This window comes from Sedimenticola sp., from assembly GCF_050289425.1.
Classification (GTDB): domain Bacteria; phylum Pseudomonadota; class Gammaproteobacteria; order Chromatiales; family Chromatiaceae; genus Sedimenticola.
Genome location: NZ_JBNKFS010000001.1, coordinates 238,021 through 255,495, shown reverse-complemented (window position 1 = coordinate 255,495; position 17,475 = coordinate 238,021). Strand labels below are relative to the sequence as shown.

General features: G+C 56.0%; 16 protein-coding genes and 1 riboswitch. Of the genes, 8 read left to right on the top strand and 8 right to left on the bottom strand.

From position 1 onward, the window contains the following. Positions 1-23: 23 nt before the first annotated feature. Together ACQY5R_RS01235 and ACQY5R_RS01230 are read right to left on the bottom strand one after the other, a co-directional pair. Positions 24-926, bottom strand: a complete 903-nt coding sequence (locus ACQY5R_RS01235) for an ABC transporter permease (RefSeq protein ID WP_428603548.1) — start codon at positions 924-926, stop codon at positions 24-26. 61 nt (positions 927-987) lie between these two features. Beyond that, positions 988-1,968 (bottom strand): ABC transporter substrate-binding protein, encoded by a 981-nt coding sequence (locus ACQY5R_RS01230; RefSeq protein WP_428603546.1) that lies wholly within the window; start codon positions 1,966-1,968, stop codon positions 988-990. 483 nt (positions 1,969-2,451) lie between these two features. On the opposite strand from ACQY5R_RS01230, the gene ACQY5R_RS01225 reads away from it, so the two are divergent. From ACQY5R_RS01225 to ACQY5R_RS01215, 3 genes are all read left to right on the top strand, one after another. Continuing rightward, positions 2,452-3,198 carry a PEP-CTERM sorting domain-containing protein gene (locus tag ACQY5R_RS01225; RefSeq protein WP_428603544.1) on the top strand — a complete coding sequence of 249 codons (747 nt, stop codon included), beginning with the start codon at positions 2,452-2,454 and terminating at the stop codon, positions 3,196-3,198. 189 nt (positions 3,199-3,387) lie between these two features. After that, on the top strand, positions 3,388-4,266 hold the full coding sequence (htpX, locus tag ACQY5R_RS01220; protein ID WP_428603542.1) for a protease HtpX: 879 nt from the start codon (positions 3,388-3,390) through the stop codon (positions 4,264-4,266). Positions 4,267-4,363: 97 nt separating this feature from the next. Beyond that, complete coding sequence (locus ACQY5R_RS01215; RefSeq protein WP_428603540.1) at positions 4,364-5,062, top strand: tetratricopeptide repeat protein; 699 nt, start codon at positions 4,364-4,366, stop codon at positions 5,060-5,062. Positions 5,063-5,077: 15 nt separating this feature from the next. Here the strand turns inward: ACQY5R_RS01215 and ACQY5R_RS01210 are convergent, their stop codons facing one another. After that, on the bottom strand, positions 5,078-5,848 hold the full coding sequence (locus ACQY5R_RS01210; RefSeq protein ID WP_428603538.1) for a ParA family protein: 771 nt from the start codon (positions 5,846-5,848) through the stop codon (positions 5,078-5,080). A 125-nt stretch (positions 5,849-5,973) separates the two neighbouring features. Here ACQY5R_RS01210 and ACQY5R_RS01205 point away from each other — a divergent pair, with 125 nt between their 5' ends. The 5 genes from ACQY5R_RS01205 (at position 5,974) to thiH (ending at position 11,006) form a co-directional block, all read left to right on the top strand. Continuing rightward, positions 5,974-6,321 (top strand): MGMT family protein, encoded by a 348-nt coding sequence (locus ACQY5R_RS01205; RefSeq protein ID WP_428603536.1) that lies wholly within the window; start codon positions 5,974-5,976, stop codon positions 6,319-6,321. 317 nt (positions 6,322-6,638) lie between these two features. Further along, positions 6,639-6,734: riboswitch (TPP riboswitch) on the top strand. Positions 6,735-6,818: 84 nt separating this feature from the next. Further along, the gene (thiC, locus tag ACQY5R_RS01200) at positions 6,819-8,702 is read left to right on the top strand and encodes a phosphomethylpyrimidine synthase ThiC (protein WP_428603534.1); all 1,884 of its coding nucleotides are present in this window, start codon (positions 6,819-6,821) and stop codon (positions 8,700-8,702) included. Between the two features lie 175 nt (positions 8,703-8,877). Continuing rightward, positions 8,878-9,075 (top strand): sulfur carrier protein ThiS, encoded by a 198-nt coding sequence (gene thiS, locus ACQY5R_RS01195; protein ID WP_428603532.1) that lies wholly within the window; start codon positions 8,878-8,880, stop codon positions 9,073-9,075. 35 nt (positions 9,076-9,110) lie between these two features. After that, positions 9,111-9,890 carry a thiazole synthase gene (locus ACQY5R_RS01190; RefSeq protein WP_428603530.1) on the top strand — a complete coding sequence of 260 codons (780 nt, stop codon included), beginning with the start codon at positions 9,111-9,113 and terminating at the stop codon, positions 9,888-9,890. A gap of 3 nt (positions 9,891-9,893) precedes the next feature. Further along, positions 9,894-11,006, top strand: coding sequence for a 2-iminoacetate synthase ThiH (gene thiH / locus ACQY5R_RS01185; RefSeq protein WP_428603528.1), 1,113 nt, complete (start codon positions 9,894-9,896; stop codon positions 11,004-11,006). Between the two features lie 151 nt (positions 11,007-11,157). On the opposite strand, the gene ACQY5R_RS01180 is transcribed toward thiH, so the two are convergent. The 5 genes from ACQY5R_RS01180 to ACQY5R_RS01160 all read right to left on the bottom strand — a co-directional run bounded on the left by ACQY5R_RS01180 (position 11,158) and on the right by ACQY5R_RS01160 (position 17,332). Then, on the bottom strand, positions 11,158-11,898 hold the full coding sequence (locus ACQY5R_RS01180) for a DUF6901 family protein (RefSeq protein ID WP_428603526.1): 741 nt from the start codon (positions 11,896-11,898) through the stop codon (positions 11,158-11,160). Positions 11,899-12,192: 294 nt separating this feature from the next. Continuing rightward, positions 12,193-13,386, bottom strand: coding sequence for a hypothetical protein (locus tag ACQY5R_RS01175; RefSeq protein ID WP_428603524.1), 1,194 nt, complete (start codon positions 13,384-13,386; stop codon positions 12,193-12,195). Position 13,387: 1 nt separating this feature from the next. Then, the gene (locus ACQY5R_RS01170) at positions 13,388-14,173 is read right to left on the bottom strand and encodes an outer membrane lipoprotein-sorting protein (protein ID WP_428603522.1); all 786 of its coding nucleotides are present in this window, start codon (positions 14,171-14,173) and stop codon (positions 13,388-13,390) included. Then, complete coding sequence (locus tag ACQY5R_RS01165; RefSeq protein ID WP_428603520.1) at positions 14,163-16,493, bottom strand: efflux RND transporter permease subunit; 2,331 nt, start codon at positions 16,491-16,493, stop codon at positions 14,163-14,165. The genes ACQY5R_RS01170 and ACQY5R_RS01165 overlap by 11 nt, the downstream gene beginning before the upstream one ends. A 50-nt stretch (positions 16,494-16,543) precedes the next feature. Continuing rightward, positions 16,544-17,332, bottom strand: a complete 789-nt coding sequence (locus ACQY5R_RS01160) for a TetR/AcrR family transcriptional regulator (protein ID WP_428603518.1) — start codon at positions 17,330-17,332, stop codon at positions 16,544-16,546. Positions 17,333-17,475 lie beyond the last annotated feature (143 nt).

Here is a 17,475-nt window from a genome sequence, read left to right as displayed (position 1 = left end):
GACCACGATGTTGCGCAATGTGATCATTGGCTTTCTCCCCGGGTGAAGATTCCCTTCAACGAGCGGCGCATGCCGGGGAAGACGATGGCGGCGGTAACCAGCACGGCGGTGACCAGGTTGAGATCCTGGGATTTCATGCCGAGCAGGTCCAGATTCAGTGCGGTGGCGATCGCCAGCCGGTAGAGTATCGCCCCCACCAGGCAGGCGATAATGCTAAGCAACATGGTGCGGGTCGACATCACCGCTTCGCCGCCGATCACCGAAGCCAGGCCGATGACGATCACACCGACCCCCATGGTGACATCGGCGCTGCCCTGGCTCTGGGCGAACAGCGCCCCGGCGATGGCCACCAGGGCGTTGGAGATGGCCATACCCAGCAGCACCATGCGCGAGGTGTTGATCCCGTGCGCCCGGGCCATGCGCGGATTGGCGCCGGTGGCGCGCATCGCGAGGCCGGTCTCCGAGTAAAGAAACGCAATCAGGGCGATCATCACCACCAGTACGATGACGGCAAACACCATAGGCGTAGTGACGTAGTAGGGGAGCGAGCCGCTCTCAAATGGAGTCAACAGCGTCTCTTCGCCCAGCAGGGCAACGTTAGGCTTGCCCATGATGCGCAGGTTGACGGAGTAGAGAGCGATCATGGTGAGGATGGAGGCCAGCAGGTGCAGGATCTTCAAGCGCACATTGAGCCAGGCGGTGACCAGGCCGGCCGCGGCACCAGCCAGGGCGGCATAGAGGGTGGCGAGCCAGGGGTCGCTGCCGCTGACGATCAGGGTGGCGCTGACGGCGGCACCCAGGGGAAAACTACCGTCCACCGTCAGGTCGGGAAACTGCAGGATGCGGAAGGAGAGAAACACCCCGAAGGCCACCAGTCCGAAGACCAGTCCACTCTCAATGGCACCCAGAAAGGCAATTGAATTCATAGTGAAGGATCGGTTGACTGTGAGGCACCGGGCGCGGTGCCTCACAGGTGAGATATAAAGACTATTCGATGATCTTGCTGGCCCGTGCGATCAGCGCCGGTGACAGGGTAACCCCCATCTTTTCTGCTGACGCCGGGTTCAGGTATAGCTCGGTTTTCTGTACGGTCTCCACCGGGATGTCGCCGGGCTTTTCGCCGTTCAGCACCTGGGCGGCCATGCGTCCGGTCTGCCGGCCCACGTCATAGTAGTTGAAGCCGACGGCCGCTGCCGCACCCCGTTCTACCGAGGAAGTGTCGCCGGCGATCACCGGCAGTTTGGCCTGTTGCCCGACTCGAACTACGCTCTCAAAGGCGGAGACCACGGTATTGTCGGTGGGGACATAGATAGCATCGACCTTGCCCACCAGCGAGCGTGCGGCCGCCAGTACCTCCGCCGACTTGGCTGCGCCGCCTTCCACAATTTCCCAGCCGCGCTTGGCTGCTGCCGCCTTCAGTTGATTGACGCTGCTGACCGAGTTGGCTTCACCCGGATTGAACAGTACGCCGAGACGCTGGGTGGTGGGTACGATTTCAGCAATCAGATCCAGATGCCGTTCCAGCGGCAGCGCGTCGCTGGTGCCGGTGATCAGGCCGCCCGGTTTTTCCAGATTGCTAACCAGCTTGGCGGCTAGCGGATCCGTCACGGCACTGAAGATCAGTGGAATGTCACGTGCCGAGGCGGCCAGGGTCTGGGCCGAAGGGGTAGAGATGCCGATCACCAGGTCCGGCCGATCACCGGCGAACTTCCGCGCAATCTGGGCTGCCGTTGAGGGGCTTCCCTGGGCGCTTTCATAACTCCACTGCAGATTCTTTCCGAAGACGAAGCCCCGTTCAGCCAGTTCATCCTTTACGCCCTGGCGTACCGCGTCCAGCGCAGGGTGTTCGACGATCTGGGTAATCGCTACATGCTTGTCGGCGGCCAGTAAGGGTGTGGATACAACCAGTGCAATGGTCACTGTCGCGGCACAGCGTAGCAATCGGTGCTTCAAAAGGCGCATTTTCATAGCGGGATTCTTAGAGGTTATTCATCACATGGTTGAGTATGGAACGTTCATAATACCCCCATTGCCCGGTTAACTCAGCCGTCAATTATGTGGTTCACGCGGATGTATAAGACTTTGATTTATGATGGGTGAGCTACATAAACACTGCTGCGATCTGGCTTGTTGACGGTTTCTAGTTTGCGATGGCCTGCGGTAAAACACTGTTTCCGAGAATAGTTGTTGCGCAATAGCTTGGATTTCTATTCAAGAAAAGCCATAGGTTATGTCAGGTAATTTTACAAATCGTTGAGAGACGGTGTGTATCTATTCGACTATCGTGTCGCCATATTGGATTAATATATTTGTAATTCAATTAGTTACAGTTCATGATCATTGACTTGGTACATTCATTGCTTATGGATCACAGTAGGGCTACTTGGTAGCAATATTTGGTTGTCGAGTGCAGACGCAAGACAAGAATTTTAGATTAGGGAGAGATTCGAGATGATCGGAAAATTTAAAGTAGCGGTTGTAGTGGCCGCAATGACGATCAGCGCAACGGCTAACGCTACCATCGCGACTGTATTCGATGGTATTTCGGCAGGTGTCGCTGATTTCGATTCAACGGTGACCGGCACCGGCGCAACAGTGAATTTTGACATCTGGTCAGGCTTGTCGAGTGGCGCCAGTATTGATCGTGGCGACTACGTAATCACCCAGAATGATGGTGGTATTGGTGGCGTGACCACTTACGGTTCCATGTCAGGGCAGGTTATTGGTATCAACCCCGCCGGCGGTGGCAGCGATCCACGTACCGATCCCTTGGACTACTTCAATAGTGGTATCACTTTTACCTTCGATAGCGCTGTCAATGCCGTCGGGTTTGAGGTGGGCGATTGGGCTACCTGCTGTTATAACCCGGTAACCGAACTGTTTATCTCCTTCGATGGTGGCGCGCCTATCCTGGTCGCCAGCGCAAACACCTCTTCAGATGGTCTGTTTCCGTCACAGGATACCGGTTTTAACGTGTTTGAAATTTTTGTTGCCGCCTTCGACGATACCGGTGATTTCACCCAAGTTTCTTTCTGGGGCAACGGTATCGGTGAGTTTCTGGTCGCTGGCGGACAACTGCGCTATGCGTTGATTGAACAAGGTAGTCTGCCAGGGGTACCGGTTCCAGCTCCACTCGCACTGATGGGGATTGGTCTGCTGGGTATGGCTTGGCGCGGACGGAAGCGGGCTTCCTGCTGATCAGGAAGTTTCGGCGCTAGGCTAGGCCGTAAACTTATGTATAGAAGCCCTCGCTGCAAAGCGGGGGCTTTTTTTATGTAGTGGCATAAACTGCTCACCGACATAATGCGGGTAAGCGCCATAGTTGAAAATACTGGTGATTATCCCTATCTCCTAATTCGCCGGTCATTATTTATGGAGCTTTGACAGATGAAGCGGATTATTCTTTTTCTTGCCACCAACCTGGCGGTGATCGCTGTACTATCGGTTACCCTGCGTCTGTTGGGTGTGGAGCGTATTCTTGATCAACAGGGGGCCGGTCTTGATATTAACTCTCTGGTGATATTTGCTGCCGTGTTGGGTTTTGGTGGTTCGCTGGTCTCCCTGTTTATATCCAAATGGACCGCCAAGAGGATGATGGGGCTTCGGGTGATTGAGACCCCATCGTCCACGGCTGAACAGTGGTTGGTGAATACGGTCCAGCGGCAGGCGCAGCAAGTCGGAATCGGTATGCCGGAGGTGGCGATCTACGAGGGTGCGGAGATGAACGCCTTCGCTACCGGCTGGAATCGTAACGATGCCCTGGTAGCGGTGAGCAGTGGTTTGCTGCAACAGATGGATCGTGCCGAGGTCGAAGCGGTGCTGGGGCATGAGATAAGCCATATCGCCAATGGCGATATGGTTACCCTGGCGCTGATCCAGGGAGTGGTGAATACGTTCGTGATAGTGCTCTCAAGGGTGGTGGGGCATCTCGTGGATCGGGTAGTGTTTAAGACGGAACGCGGACATGGTCCGGCCTTCTGGGTCACCACTATCGTGGCTGAACTGGTACTGGGGTTTCTTGCAAGCATTATCGTATTCTGGTTCTCACGTCAGCGTGAGTACCGGGCCGATGCCGGCGGTGCAAAATTGGCCGGGGGCAATAGTATGATTAATGCCCTGGCCCGCCTCGGTGGCGTACAACCAGGTGAGGGATTACCGGATCAGTTGGCGGCCTTCGGTATCGCTGGCGGTAAAGGGCTGAGTGATCTGTTCCGCACTCATCCGCGTATCGAGGAGCGGATCGCACGCCTGCGTGAGCAAAGTTGAGGTGACTCGGATTGTCGTCCGTTTGCCGGTTTACGCTGCCAGTGAATCGGCGGATTTCATCGATCAAAGGATAGGACTTGCTATGGGTGTGTTGAGAATGGCCGTTGTTCTGCTGGTAGCGGTGCTGTTGAGTGGCTGCATGACGGTAGCGGAAAAGGAGGCGATTGAAGCGTTGCCCATGTATGGACAGCCTGAGCTGGCGCGTTCTGACTACCTGAAATCAGAAGATGCGGCTTTCATTAAACAGACATCGTTTCGCTATCGCGGCGATGTGAAGCAGGCCAGTCGGGATTGGGTGAAACGGGCCGATGGGCTATTGCACATGGGGGATACGGACGCCGCCATGCGGCACTTCAACCAGGCTTGGTTGCTAGATCCGGAAAACTATCAGGTCTATTGGGGGTTTGGCCGGGTGTTGGTTGAGAAAAGGCAGTTTTCCCAGGCGGCTCATTTCCTTGATCGGGCTTTGGCCATGGTTAACGACCCCTATCAAAAGCCGGCGTTGTTGACGGATCGGGGAACGGTCTATTCACTGCAGGGAGAGCAAGCGCGGGAGATGGCGTCCGGGCAACAAACCGATCTGTTTGCCGCGGCTAATGCCCGGTTTGCCGAGGCGCTGGCCCTGGATGAGACCTATCTTCCGGTATGGCAGCGTTGGGCGCAGTCCCTCTATCGGCAGGGCGAATATGCCAGCGCCTGGGAAAAAATCCATCAGGCGAGGCAGCGGGGCGTTACGCGCTTTTCCCGTGTATTTTTACGGGACTTGGCGGATCGACTGCCGGAACCCACGCATTAACCGAAGACATTCCCGTTAAGCTTGAGCGAGCAGGGTATACAGCGCCTCATATTCCCGGGTCAGCTTGTGTCGGGGATCAAAGTGGATCATGGGGCGCGCACTTTGGTGGGATTCACGGATGCGTATGGATGGCGAGAGATAGGTGTCCAGGATCGGCAAACCCTCGTCGATTAATTCATTTACCAGGCTTTGGGGTAACCGGGCTCTGGACTGAAACTGGTTGACCACGATGCCCTCGATAGCCAGTTCATCGTTGTGATCATCCTGAATCTCCCGTACATTACCGAGCAGTGTATACAGGGCATGTCTAGAGAAGTCGTCGCAATCAAACGGGATCAGGCAGGCATTGGCGGCGATTAGTGCCGAACGGGTATAAAAATTGAGTGCCGGTGGTGTATCGATGTAGATTTCATCGAAATCCTCCAGCTTCTGCAGTGTATCCCGTAGTTTGAACATCTTGTAGCGTGATTCCAGCTTCCCCTGCTGCTCTTCCAGTTCCGGATGCGCCGGCATCAGGTAGAGATTTTCAAAGGGTGTTTCGTGGATATAGCCAGCGGCCCCTTTCGGTTTAAAACTATAGGAGAGGATCTCCTTAAAAAAGTCCACCAAAGTATCATCCAGTTCGGCGGGATTGCGTCCAAGCAGATAACGGGTGGAGTTGCCCTGGGGGTCCAGGTCGATGACCAGTGTGCGTTTGCCGCGCGCCGCGCTGATGGCGGCCAGGTTGCAGGTGATTGTGGATTTGCCCACGCCACCCTTCTGATTGAACACCACTCGACGCATCATAGTCGCTCCCAGCGAACGGTTAGTCTGAATTAGAGAAGAGTGTATCGCCTAATATTGTGCGCCGCAACAAACCGCGGGTGAGGTTGTCATGGACCAATGGTGGTCGGCTTGAACCGGGCAGAGAAATGGGTGGACAGATAAACAACTATCAACGCATCTGGCGTACCGTTCAGATAATTCCGGAAGGGCGGGTGGCCAGCTACGGACAGGTGGCGGATCTGGCAGGGTTGCCGGGGCGCGCACGCCTGGTGGGGCGGGCGCTCGGGGAAGTTCCGGACGATATGGCGGTGCCCTGGTACCGGGTACTCCGAAGCGATGGACGGATTGCATTCCCTGCCGGGTCACCGCAGGCGGAACGGCAAAAGCAGCGGTTGCAGGAAGAGGAAGTGGTGGTGCTCAATAACCGGGTCAAGTTGAGGGAGTTCGGTTGGCGGCCAGACCTGGCGGAGTTGCTGATGCGGCTGGAGTTTTAGCGGACGGTCCCCGGTGCTGCCCTGGGGATTGGGCACGATTTGATTATTGGGATTTTTAGCCGCGAATGAACGCAAATAGAATATTTTTTAACGGTTCATTCAATCTAAGCGCCAAAAATTCTGCAATGGCATATGTAGCCGCCAGGTCATCAAAGGTTAGATTTAATTAACAAGCATTTGCGTGTATTCGCGTTCATTCTCGGCTAGTTTCATAGGGTACGTTGTGTGTGCCCACGCGGGCGCCAGGGTTGTTTGCACATTGCCGCGCCGCGACCGTTTACTGTACCATGTTGCGCATGTGGGCGGATTCTCTGCCCTGATAGAAGCGGGGGTGCCGCCGCGAGGTGGCTGAGAAATACCCTTTGAACCTGATCCGGGTCATACCGGCGTAGGGAAGCTGGCTCTGGTGTGCAAGACCCACCGGAGCGATACTCCTCCCTTTTTCCGTTCAAACTCCCCGTTTCGTCTGCCACATCCTTAATGGAGGACGCAACGCAATGCAATCCAAAGACAATACGCAACCCTTGCACGCAGTCGATACCGCCAACATGGCAGTCGAGCCGTTCCCCGGTTCCCGCAAGGTCTATCTGCAGGGAAGTCGACCCGACATCCGGGTGCCGATGCGTGAGATCGCCCTCACCGATACCCCGGCCAGTTTCGGTGCCGAGAAAAATCCGCCGGTACTGGTCTACGACACCTCCGGTATCTACACCGATCCGGATGCCAAAATCGACCTGCGCGCCGGCCTGCCGGAGATCCGCCGCAATTGGATCGAGGAGCGCAATGATACCGAGCGGCTGTCCGGAGTCAGTTCCCAGTTCACCCGCCAGCGCAAGGAGAATCCGGAGCTGGATACGCTGCGTTTCGAGCATCTGCGTGAGCCACGTCGGGCCAAAGCGGGCGCCAACGTGACCCAGATGCACTATGCCCGTCAGGGCATCATTACCCCGGAGATGGAGTTTATCGCCCTGCGCGAGAACATGCGTCTGCAGGAGGCGCGAGAGCAGGGTCTGTTGCAGCAACAGCATCCTGGCTTCAGCTTTGGAGCGGCGATTCCCAAGGAGATCACTCCGGAGTTCGTGCGTGAAGAGGTGGCGCGTGGTCGGGCGATTATTCCGGCCAATATCAACCACACCGAGCTGGAGCCGATGATCATTGGACGCAACTTCCTGGTCAAGATCAACGGTAATATTGGCAATTCGGCCCTCGGTTCCAGTATCGAGGAAGAGGTGGAAAAGATGGCCTGGGGCATCCGCTGGGGCGCCGACACCATCATGGATCTCTCCACCGGCAAGAACATCCACGAGACCCGCGAATGGATCCTGCGCAATTCGCCGGTACCGATCGGCACTGTGCCGATCTACCAGGCGCTGGAGAAGGTGGGCGGTATCGCCGAGGACCTCAATTGGGAAGTGATGCGCGACACCCTGATCGAGCAGGCGGAGCAGGGGGTGGACTACTTCACCATCCACGCCGGCGTGCTGCTGCGCTATGTGCCGATGACGGCCCAGCGTGTTACCGGCATCGTCTCCCGCGGCGGCTCGATCATGGCCAAGTGGTGTCTGGCCCATCACCAGGAGAACTTCCTCTACACCCGCTTTGATGAAATTTGCGAAATCATGAAGGCCTATGACGTCGCCTTCTCCCTGGGCGACGGGCTGCGCCCCGGTTCCATTGCCGACGGCAACGACCAGGCCCAGTTCGCCGAGCTGGAGACCCTGGGCGAGCTGACCAAGAAGGCGTGGGAGCAGGATGTGCAGGTGATGATCGAGGGCCCGGGCCACGTGCCGATGCAGATGATCAAGGAGAATATGGATAAGGAGTTGCAGGAGTGTTATGAGGCCCCTTTCTATACCTTAGGCCCGCTGGTCACCGATATTGCTCCCGGCTACGATCACATCACCTCCGGTATCGGCGCCGCCATGATCGGCTGGTACGGCTGCGCCATGCTCTGCTACGTGACCCCGAAGGAGCATCTTGGCCTGCCGGACAAGGAGGATGTGCGCGAAGGCATCATTACCTACAAGATCGCCGCCCACGCGGCCGATCTGGCCAAGGGACACCCCGGTGCGCAGATTCGCGACAATGCCATGTCCAAGGCACGCTTCGAGTTTCGCTGGGAGGATCAGTTCAACCTGGGTCTCGACCCGGAAAGGGCGCGCGAGTACCACGACGCCACTCTGCCCAAAGAGTCGGCCAAGGTGGCCCACTTCTGCTCCATGTGTGGGCCCAAATTCTGCTCCATGAAGATCTCCCAGGATGTGCGCGAGTACGCCAACAAGAAGGGTCTGGATGACCTGGCGGCTGCCGTGGAAGTGGGCATGAGCGAGAAGTCGCAAGAGTTTACCGCCGGTGGCAGCGAGATCTACAAAGAGGCCTGAGGGCGGCAATGAACCTGAAAAACGCTATTAACCACGAAATACGCGAAAAACACGAAATACTTTATCTAGATAAGTTTTTCGTGCCCTTTGCCTGTCGGTTGAGGGTGCGTTACAGAAAACATCTTGATCTTTCGCGTCTTTTCGTGACTTTCGCGGTTTAGGTGAGGAATTCAGAATGAACATCTATGTGAATGATGAAGAGACCCGAATCGACCCCGATCAAACCTTGGCGTCGCTGCTGTCGAGCTTATCCGGTGGCCGCCAGGTGGCGGTGGCGGTGAACGACAGTGTCATCCGCCAGGATGAGTGGGCCGATTACCGGCTGCAAAACGAGGATCGGGTGCTGGTGATCGCCCCGGTCCAGGGCGGTTAGACAATCTCTCTCGTTGTTCAAGGAACGGGTAAAGCATGAAAACTGAACCATTACAGATTGCCGAACATACCTTTCAGTCGCGGCTGTTTCTCGGCACCGGCAAGTTCGGCTCGAACCAATTGATGCATGATGCCGTGGTCGCCTCCGGCAGCGAACTGGTGACGGTGGCGCTGCGCCGGGTGCGGCTGCAGGAGCAGGAGGACGAGGTGGTCGCCCACCTGCAGATCCCCGGCGTCAATCTACTGCCCAATACCTCGGGTGTACGTACCGCTAAGGAAGCGGTATTGGCGGCTCAACTGGCGCGTGAGGCGCTGCAGACCAACCTGTTGAAACTGGAGATCCACCCCGATCCGCGCTACCTGTTGCCGGATCCGATCGAGACCCTGGCCGCCACCGAGATATTGGCGAAAGAGGGCTTCATCGTGCTGCCCTATATCAATGCCGATCCGGTGTTGTGCAAGCGTTTGGAGGATGCGGGCGCGGCGGCGGTGATGCCGTTGGGGGCGCCGATCGGTACCAACCAGGGGCTGCAGACCCGCGCCATGCTGGAGATTATTATCGAGCAGAGCGGCGTGCCGGTGGTGGTGGATGCCGGTATCGGGGCGCCTTCCCAGGCGGCCGAGGCGATGGAGATGGGCGCCGATGCGGTGCTGGTGAATACGGCTATCGCCGTGGCCGGTGATCCGGTTGCCATGGCCGAGGCGTTCAAAATGGCTACCCTGTGCGGACGCATGGCCTACGAGGCGCGGCTCGGTAATGTCAGCAAAGCCGCTGAGGCGAGCAGTCCCCTGACTGCTTTCCTCGGACAGGATTAAGTCATGAGCTTTCTCGAACTCTTTGAGCAACACAGTTGGGATGGGATAGCGGAGCGCATCAACGGCAAGCGGGCCGCCGATGTGGAGCGGGCGTTGAACAAACCCGGCAAGCGCGATCTGGATGATTTCTGTGCCCTGGTTTCACCGGCGGCGGTTCCTTACCTGGAGCAGATGGCGCAGCTCAGCTACCGGTTGACACGCAAGCGCTTCGGTAACACCACTCAGCTCTATATCCCGATGTACCTCTCCAACGAGTGCCACAACATCTGCACCTATTGCGGTTTCAGCGTGCACAATAAATTGCAGCGCCGCACCCTGGATCGACAGCAGATCATGCAGGAAGTGGCGGCGATCAAGGCCCACGGCTTCGAGCACCTGCTGCTGGTGACCGGCGAGGCCAATCGCACGGTCGGGGTGGACTATCTAGAGCAGGCACTGGAGTGGGTACGTCCCCATTTCGCCAACCTGACCATGGAAGTGCAGGCGTTGGATCAGGCCGACTATGAGCGGTTGATCAAGCAAGGTCTCAACAGCGTATTGCTGTACCAGGAGACCTACCACCGGGACAACTACAAGCAGTACCATCCGAAAGGCAAGAAAGGCAATTTCGTCTACCGCCTGGAGACGCCTGACCGGCTGGGTCGTGCCGGGATCCATCGTATCGGCCTGGGTACCCTGCTGGGCCTGGAGGATTGGCGTACCGATGCCGCCTTTGTCGCCCTGCACCTGGGCTACCTGGAACGTCGATACTGGCAGACCAAGTACTCCATTTCGTTGCCCCGTCTGCGGCCGGCGGCCGGGGTGCAGTCACCCAACGTGGAGGTAACGGACCGGGACTTCGTGCAACTGATCTGCGCCTACCGGATCTATAGCGAGAATGTGGAGATCTCCCTCTCTACCCGCGAGCGGCCGGCGTTTCGTGACCATCTGCTAAAACTGGGGATTACCTCCATGAGTGCCGGCTCCAAAACCGAACCGGGTGGCTACTCCATTGAGGAGGAGGCACTGGAACAGTTCGAGATTAGCGATGAACGCAGCCCCGAGGCCGTGGCGGCGATGATTCGTCAGCAGGGATTCGAGCCAGTGTGGAAAGACTGGGATTCGGTATTGGGTTGATCGCGTTTACGGATATGGGTGGATAAGCGTCAGCGCACCCACCCTTTCATCTGGGTAGGCGTTCCCACGCAGAGCGTGGGAACGAGGAATCGCCCGCTATAGCTTGGTAGCAGATGCGCAGGGTGGACATGATTTTTTGCCCACGCGGATGTTACGGGGCGTCCGATCCGATTTCGCTCAGGATCTGCTGGTAGTCATCGCTGTGGTAGGCGGAGAACAGATAGGCGATCTCATCCAGGTGATCCTCGATGACATAGGGTAGGGTGTTGGTGAAGCTGTCGAGCAGTACGATGGCATTGACCGAAGAGTCGGTGACGGTGGCACTCTTCAGCCGTTTGGCGATATACAGATTCACCTCGTGCAGGTTCTCATAGATCTTGCGCAGTCCGAACAGGCCGGGGTCGCTGGTTGAACCCTCTTTTTTCAGAAAGAACTGGGCCAACAGGTACATGCCTGCCGCGCGGTAGATGGTGTTCTCTTCGGAGGCCAGCGGCAGGTGAAAACGGGCCATCGGTTTGAAATAGGCCGTGTGTGGGCAGCCGGAGGTGGCGATGACCAGCCCCAGAAGTGAACTGATTGCACGTTGTGCCGTGGTGTGTTGGGTGACCTGTCGCTCTTCCGTGATCACCTCCAGGTCGATCTCGTCGAAGGAGACGATATGATCGAATCGGTGGGCGATGTCCGCCAGGCCGACGGCCACCGGACAGCTGGGATGCTCATGTGGAGCGAGCGGGCAGTGTGGACACTGCTCGAACGCCAGTTCCGTCCAGGCAAGTGGAGGGATGTCGCTAAGGTTGGTCCTGTCCAGCGTCTGGCTATCCAGACGGATATTGATGGTTTCCCATACGCCGTCGTTCAGGCCAAGCCGGTACTGGATATCAATGGTGCCCATGGTGGCTCCCTGAAATGGTTGTCATCGACCGCGGGTGACCCCGAAGTTAATCTCTAACCCACTGTTTCAATTTAGCGGCTGAAGTGGGTCTGAGCTGAATAATTTCCTGCGTGAATTCACAAAATCGCTAATAAATCAGCAAGTAAGAGGGGGATTTTTCCGGGCTTTCCCGCGATGTAGGATGCCGGTGAGGCGCGAACCGCATCAAGCCGGACCCGGAATGATGCGGTTCTAAAGCTTACCGGTATCCTACCCTGGGCTTTGCGGCTTGGAGCCTGTGCCGTGGGTGGGAATTCAGAAATAGCGCTCCAGGGTGAGTTGTATGTGATCGTCCCGTCGCAGACTCGAAAGCGGGTCATTGGCTTCCTTGCCGGAAAACAGACGCAGGTCCAGGTTTGCCTTCCACCCCTGGCCAATACGGCTACTGGCCTCGATCTGCAGACTGTGACTGTGGTAATCGAGATCGTATCCGATACCGGCTAACAGTTCGCTGCTCTCGGCGTCATTCAGGACAAAACGGGCGCCGAGGAACAGGTCGTTTTGGGCCAGGCTGGTCGAGGCAGTTCCCCGTTCGTCCCAGCCGTATTCCATCAGTAGACCCAGGTCGGCGTCGCTATCGGCGATGCCGTAGAGGGTGTACTCGAATCCGCCTTGCAGTGCCCAGAAACTGTCACGTTGGCCATCGCGCCAGCGCATCTCCAGTTTCCATAGCCAATCGTCCAACGTGGCCTGCAGATCCATACCGAGCTGGTTGATCTGTTCGTAGTAGGGGGTCAGTACCGGGTTGCCATTGCCATCCACGCCAGCGTTCAGCAACGGGTCCCGGTTGGTGCCACGGAACCAGTGCAGGCCGATGTCATAGTCACCCAGGGTACGACTCCAGCGCGCCGCCAGGTCGAGGTGTTTATCGCCCGCTGCTGACTCATAGCTGGACTGATGGGTATCCACCACCAATCCGCTTCTGAGTCGGCCGTCTGCACCGGGGAAGGTCCGCTCGCGAAAACCGGGTAAGGCGAACAGATCCAATATTCCCCACTCTCTGGCGATCGAGAGATGGATCATCGGTTGTCCCAGTTTGTCTTCCCCATCGATATCCTCTACACCGTCCGTCTGGTTGATGGTGTCTACCAGATGCTGGAATTCTGTCACGCCCCAAAACACTTTATCGATGCCATTGTGTAGTTCCCAGCCCTCGCCGATATGGCTCCAGGTCAATTGGCGGATATCTGCGTGGGTTCGTTCCCGATCATGCTGATCCCAGCGCAGGAAAGGGATGAACTTCACATAGTCGCTCTCTTCATTCCAGCTATAGAGTAACTGCGGTTCGAAAAATCCGGAGAGATTGGAGGTCTCGTACTGCTCTGAAAATTGCGGACTGTTGGGGAACACGCGCCACTCCAGGCCCCCCTTGCCGCTAATCTCTAGCGAATTCCCTGCACAGACGAAAGTCGGAATCAGCAGCAGTGAAAATACCAAACACTTCTTCATCTTAATGGGCACGTTTCAGGCTATTTTTATTGAAATCCGCTTCGCTGAGGCCATTGCCGAATTGATAATTCATCCAGCGCAGTTCGGTACTTTTTCCTGTCTGATGATTGACCATGTCCATCTGGTCTGGCCGCCAGTATCTGTTGAGGTACTGTTTGTAGCCGGAGTAAGAGAGGGTTTTCAGTTCACTGTTTTTTCGATCGTAAAATTCTGCCCGCTGAACCCGATACTCCTGCTTGTCTATCCAGACTACCCGTCGGGTATAACCGGAGTTCTTATCGACCGGGTACTGCTCGACCACGAAGCACTCCTGCTCATTCATGGTTTCATCTTTGATATATTTATAGGTGTACTTCTCCAGCTCGAAAGAGCTGAGGTCCTCATAAGCGAACTCAGAGCCCATGAAAGGGCCTGATTTGTTGCGTGATGAGATACGCTTGACCCGTTTCAGGGCCGGCAGGTAGAGCCACTGGTCATCGGCGCCCACGGCGTGGGAGAAACTGAGAAAAGCGGTCCCCTTCACATCCAGCGGTTTGTCAAAGACGGTCAGGCTCTTATCGCCGTCGTTTTCCTGCTCCAGGGACTGCATGTGGATCTCCCGCAGGCTCTCTTCACCCTGCTTGTTGCGCAGGATCATCTGCATCTCGGCCATCATGTCACCCCAGCCGGAATCGCGCGCAATACTCTCGGCGGCGATGGCACGGCCTTTCTCCTCGGCCGATTCGGCATGTAGCAGGGGTTGTGCACTGAGTAGTAGCACCAGTGCGAAGAAAATCCTATGCGACATTCTCTGCCTTCTCATTCTTGATAGCTCCTTCTGTTTCAGTATTAGGGTGAGTGTCGAGTTTCATCAGCAGGGGTGGCAGGAACAGGAAGTCGATCGCCAAAGCGATAAGAATCGTCAGGGCTGTCAACAATCCCATGTCGGCATTGACCTTGAAGGTGGATTGGGCCAATACCATGAATCCACACACCAACACTAATGTGGTGATCCAGAGTGCGCGGCCGACGCTGCTGAATGCGTAGCGGACGGCTTCATGCGGACCGGCATTGCGCTCCCGGCGGGCGCGCAGATATTTGCTCAGGAAGTGAACCGTGTCATCCACCACAATGCCGAGTGTCATACCGGCCACTACCGACAACGCCAATCCTACCTGGCCATTGATGAAATACCAGGCGCCAAAACCAACGGCTGCCGGTGTCAGATTGGGTAACAGACTGATGAGTCCGAATCGGAGTGATTTAAGTGCTACACCCAGGAGCAGGGAGATCAACACCAGTGCAAACGTAACGCCCAGCAGCATGCTGCGAATATTGCGCTGGCCGATGTGGGCAAACATCAGTGCCGGACTGGCAATGTCTACCTTATATTCGGGCGCGTTCACTTTGAACCAGTTGCGAATTCGCTGTTCCAGTTCGATCTGTTCATTGCTGGTCATATTGTCGAAGGTGGCGACCAGTCGCGTGGAGGATTTGTCCACATTGAGCTGGTTGTTCAGATCCAGGCCATACGGCAGGGACATCTCATAGAGCAGCAGATATTGGGCCGACAGCTCCTGGCTATCAGGCAGTTGATACCAAGCCGGGTTGTCGCCATGCATGTTGCGGTTCAACCGTTTCAGGGTATCGCTCAAGGTATTGACGTGATCCGTTTCGGGTTGTTCACGTAGCCAGTTGCTTAACTGCTCCAGTTTCTGCAGGAATGCCGGGTTGTTGATCCCGCTGGATTGACCGCTGTCTATGGAGATCTCCATCGTGGTCATGCCGGAGATGTTCTCCTGCATAAAGTCGGTGGCTTGTCTGAAGGGTACGGACGTATCGAAATACTTGACGAAATCATCATTCAGTTTGTTCTGTGGCAGGAACAGCATGATGAAGATCATCGCCAAAGATGTGGCCGGTAACAGCCAACGTCGGCTGCGCACGACAAAATCAGCAAAGTGCATCATCCGGTCGCCGCGCTCTTTGTGCGCTTTGACTTTTAGCGGCAGCACCGCGAGCAGCGCAGGGAAGAGGGTCACAGAAAAGATAAACGCGAACAATACGCCCATGGCCACCAGATTGCCCAGATCCCGGAAAGGAGGGGAGTCGGAGAAGTTCATGCTCAGAAAACCGATGGCGGTGGTTGCACTGGTGAGGAAGACCGGTTGATAGTTGATCCTCAGGCTATCCAGGATGGCCTGGCGTTTCTCAACCCCATGACGCATTTCATAGAACATGGTGCTGAGTATGTGGATACAGTCCGCCACCGCCAGAGTCATGATCATGGTCGGTGCGCTGGCGGAAGGTCCGGTCAGAAAGAAGCCGCTCCAACCGGCGATACCCATGGTGGTGACAATGCTGAAGATGATGATCAACACGGTGGAAAGGGTGCCGGTGACGGTACGCAGCAGCAGCCCGATGGTCAGCACAACGATAAGAAACATGACTGGCACCAAGGTGGCAAAGTCGTTCTTGGATGCCTCGGCAAAGCTGTTGTTCATCATTACCATGCCGGAAAGATACACCTCTACATCCGGATTTTTTGCCATAAACTGGCTTTGCAGTTCACGGACCTTTTCGGCGATCTGCGGTACCTCTTCAACGGGATTGATTCCCGGCAGCTGCACCGTCGTGTTGACCACCGTGACATGGGCTTGCGGAGAGATCAGTTTATTCCTGAGAAGCGGTTCACGGATGGCAATTTGTTTGGCATGCTCAAGGGCCGCCTGATCCATCTCCGGCGGATTGAGGGCCAGATCTTCTACAATCAGGTCGTCGCCTTCCGCATAGCTGTATTGGTAGTTGGTGATCGAATCGACCCGGGTGGAGAAGGGGATTTGCCAGGAGGATTCAGTAAGTTGTCGAATGGCCTCAAGTCGTTCACGGGTAAATATCTGCCCATCCTTGGGTGCGATGATGAAGGCCACATTATCGCTTTTGTTGTAGATTTTCTGGATCGCCTCATAGGCATTGAGCTGCGGGTTTTCCTTACCGAAAAAGACCCGGTAGTCACTTTTGAATACCAGTTTTTGCGCCCCGGATGCGGCTACGACAACAAACAGAATCGTTACCAGGATTATCCAGACCGGGTGCTTAAGAACAAATTGGGTCAACTTCTGGTGCATGGGCTCTTTCTCCTTGATAGTTGCACCTGAATACGCTTTACGCCTGCGTGCTACAGGGTGATTGGGGACCGGCGGGTAATCACATCGGTAGGGTCCGGGTTGTCGACTACTTCATTTATCAGTTTTGATTCTTCCGAAAATATCTCTCTTTGGATTCGCTGTAGTGTCGAGGCGTAATTCCTCTCGCTGGAGAGCGGATGCCACTGCATACCATCCAGCAGTAAGTTGGCGTGATTAAAGACTTCCGTCTGGCTTTCCAGTCCTTTTCGGCCGCTACATTTCCCTTTGCTGTTGATCAATAGCGAGATGATACCGAAACTGCCGGCCCAATTGGTAAATACCAACTGCTGTTTACTCATGTGTGACGGGAGGGTGAGTTCACCGGCGGTGATCGCCTCATCCACCAACTCCAACATGGGACTCATTAGACGTCCTTCCAGTTCATAGTGGGCGGCCAGCCTTTGGTCCGAGGTACGTTCAATCAAGTTGGCTGTCTTGGCTGAGATCACCAGCATGAATCGGGTCGGATCCAACAGGGCATGCAACAGGTAAGCATAGTGGACGGCGAGCAGTCGCTCCCGGGTAGTTCCCTGGAAGACAATTGCCCGGGCAAACAATTCGGCCAGCGCCTCCATGCCATCGTTGCAGACCCCTGTCAGCAGATCTTCCCGGCTGCAGAAGTGGTTGTATACCGTGCCCTTCGAGTAGGGCACTTTGGCAACGACCTTATCCATGGTCAATCCGGCGGTGCCTTCTTGCTCCATGATAGCGAGCGCTGTTTCGATTAGCTCTCGCTCACGTGCCAGGCGCTGTTCTGTATCGACAATTCTGGGACTCATGATAAAGAGTTAAAATCCTTGGTTAATATTGACGAATCGTCAGTGACGAAGCGTCAATATTAACCAAGTGAATCAATCTGTCAATCGGTAGGACAAAAAATGTATTAATCGGTTTTGAAGAGCGAAGGGTAACCTGAGTGGTC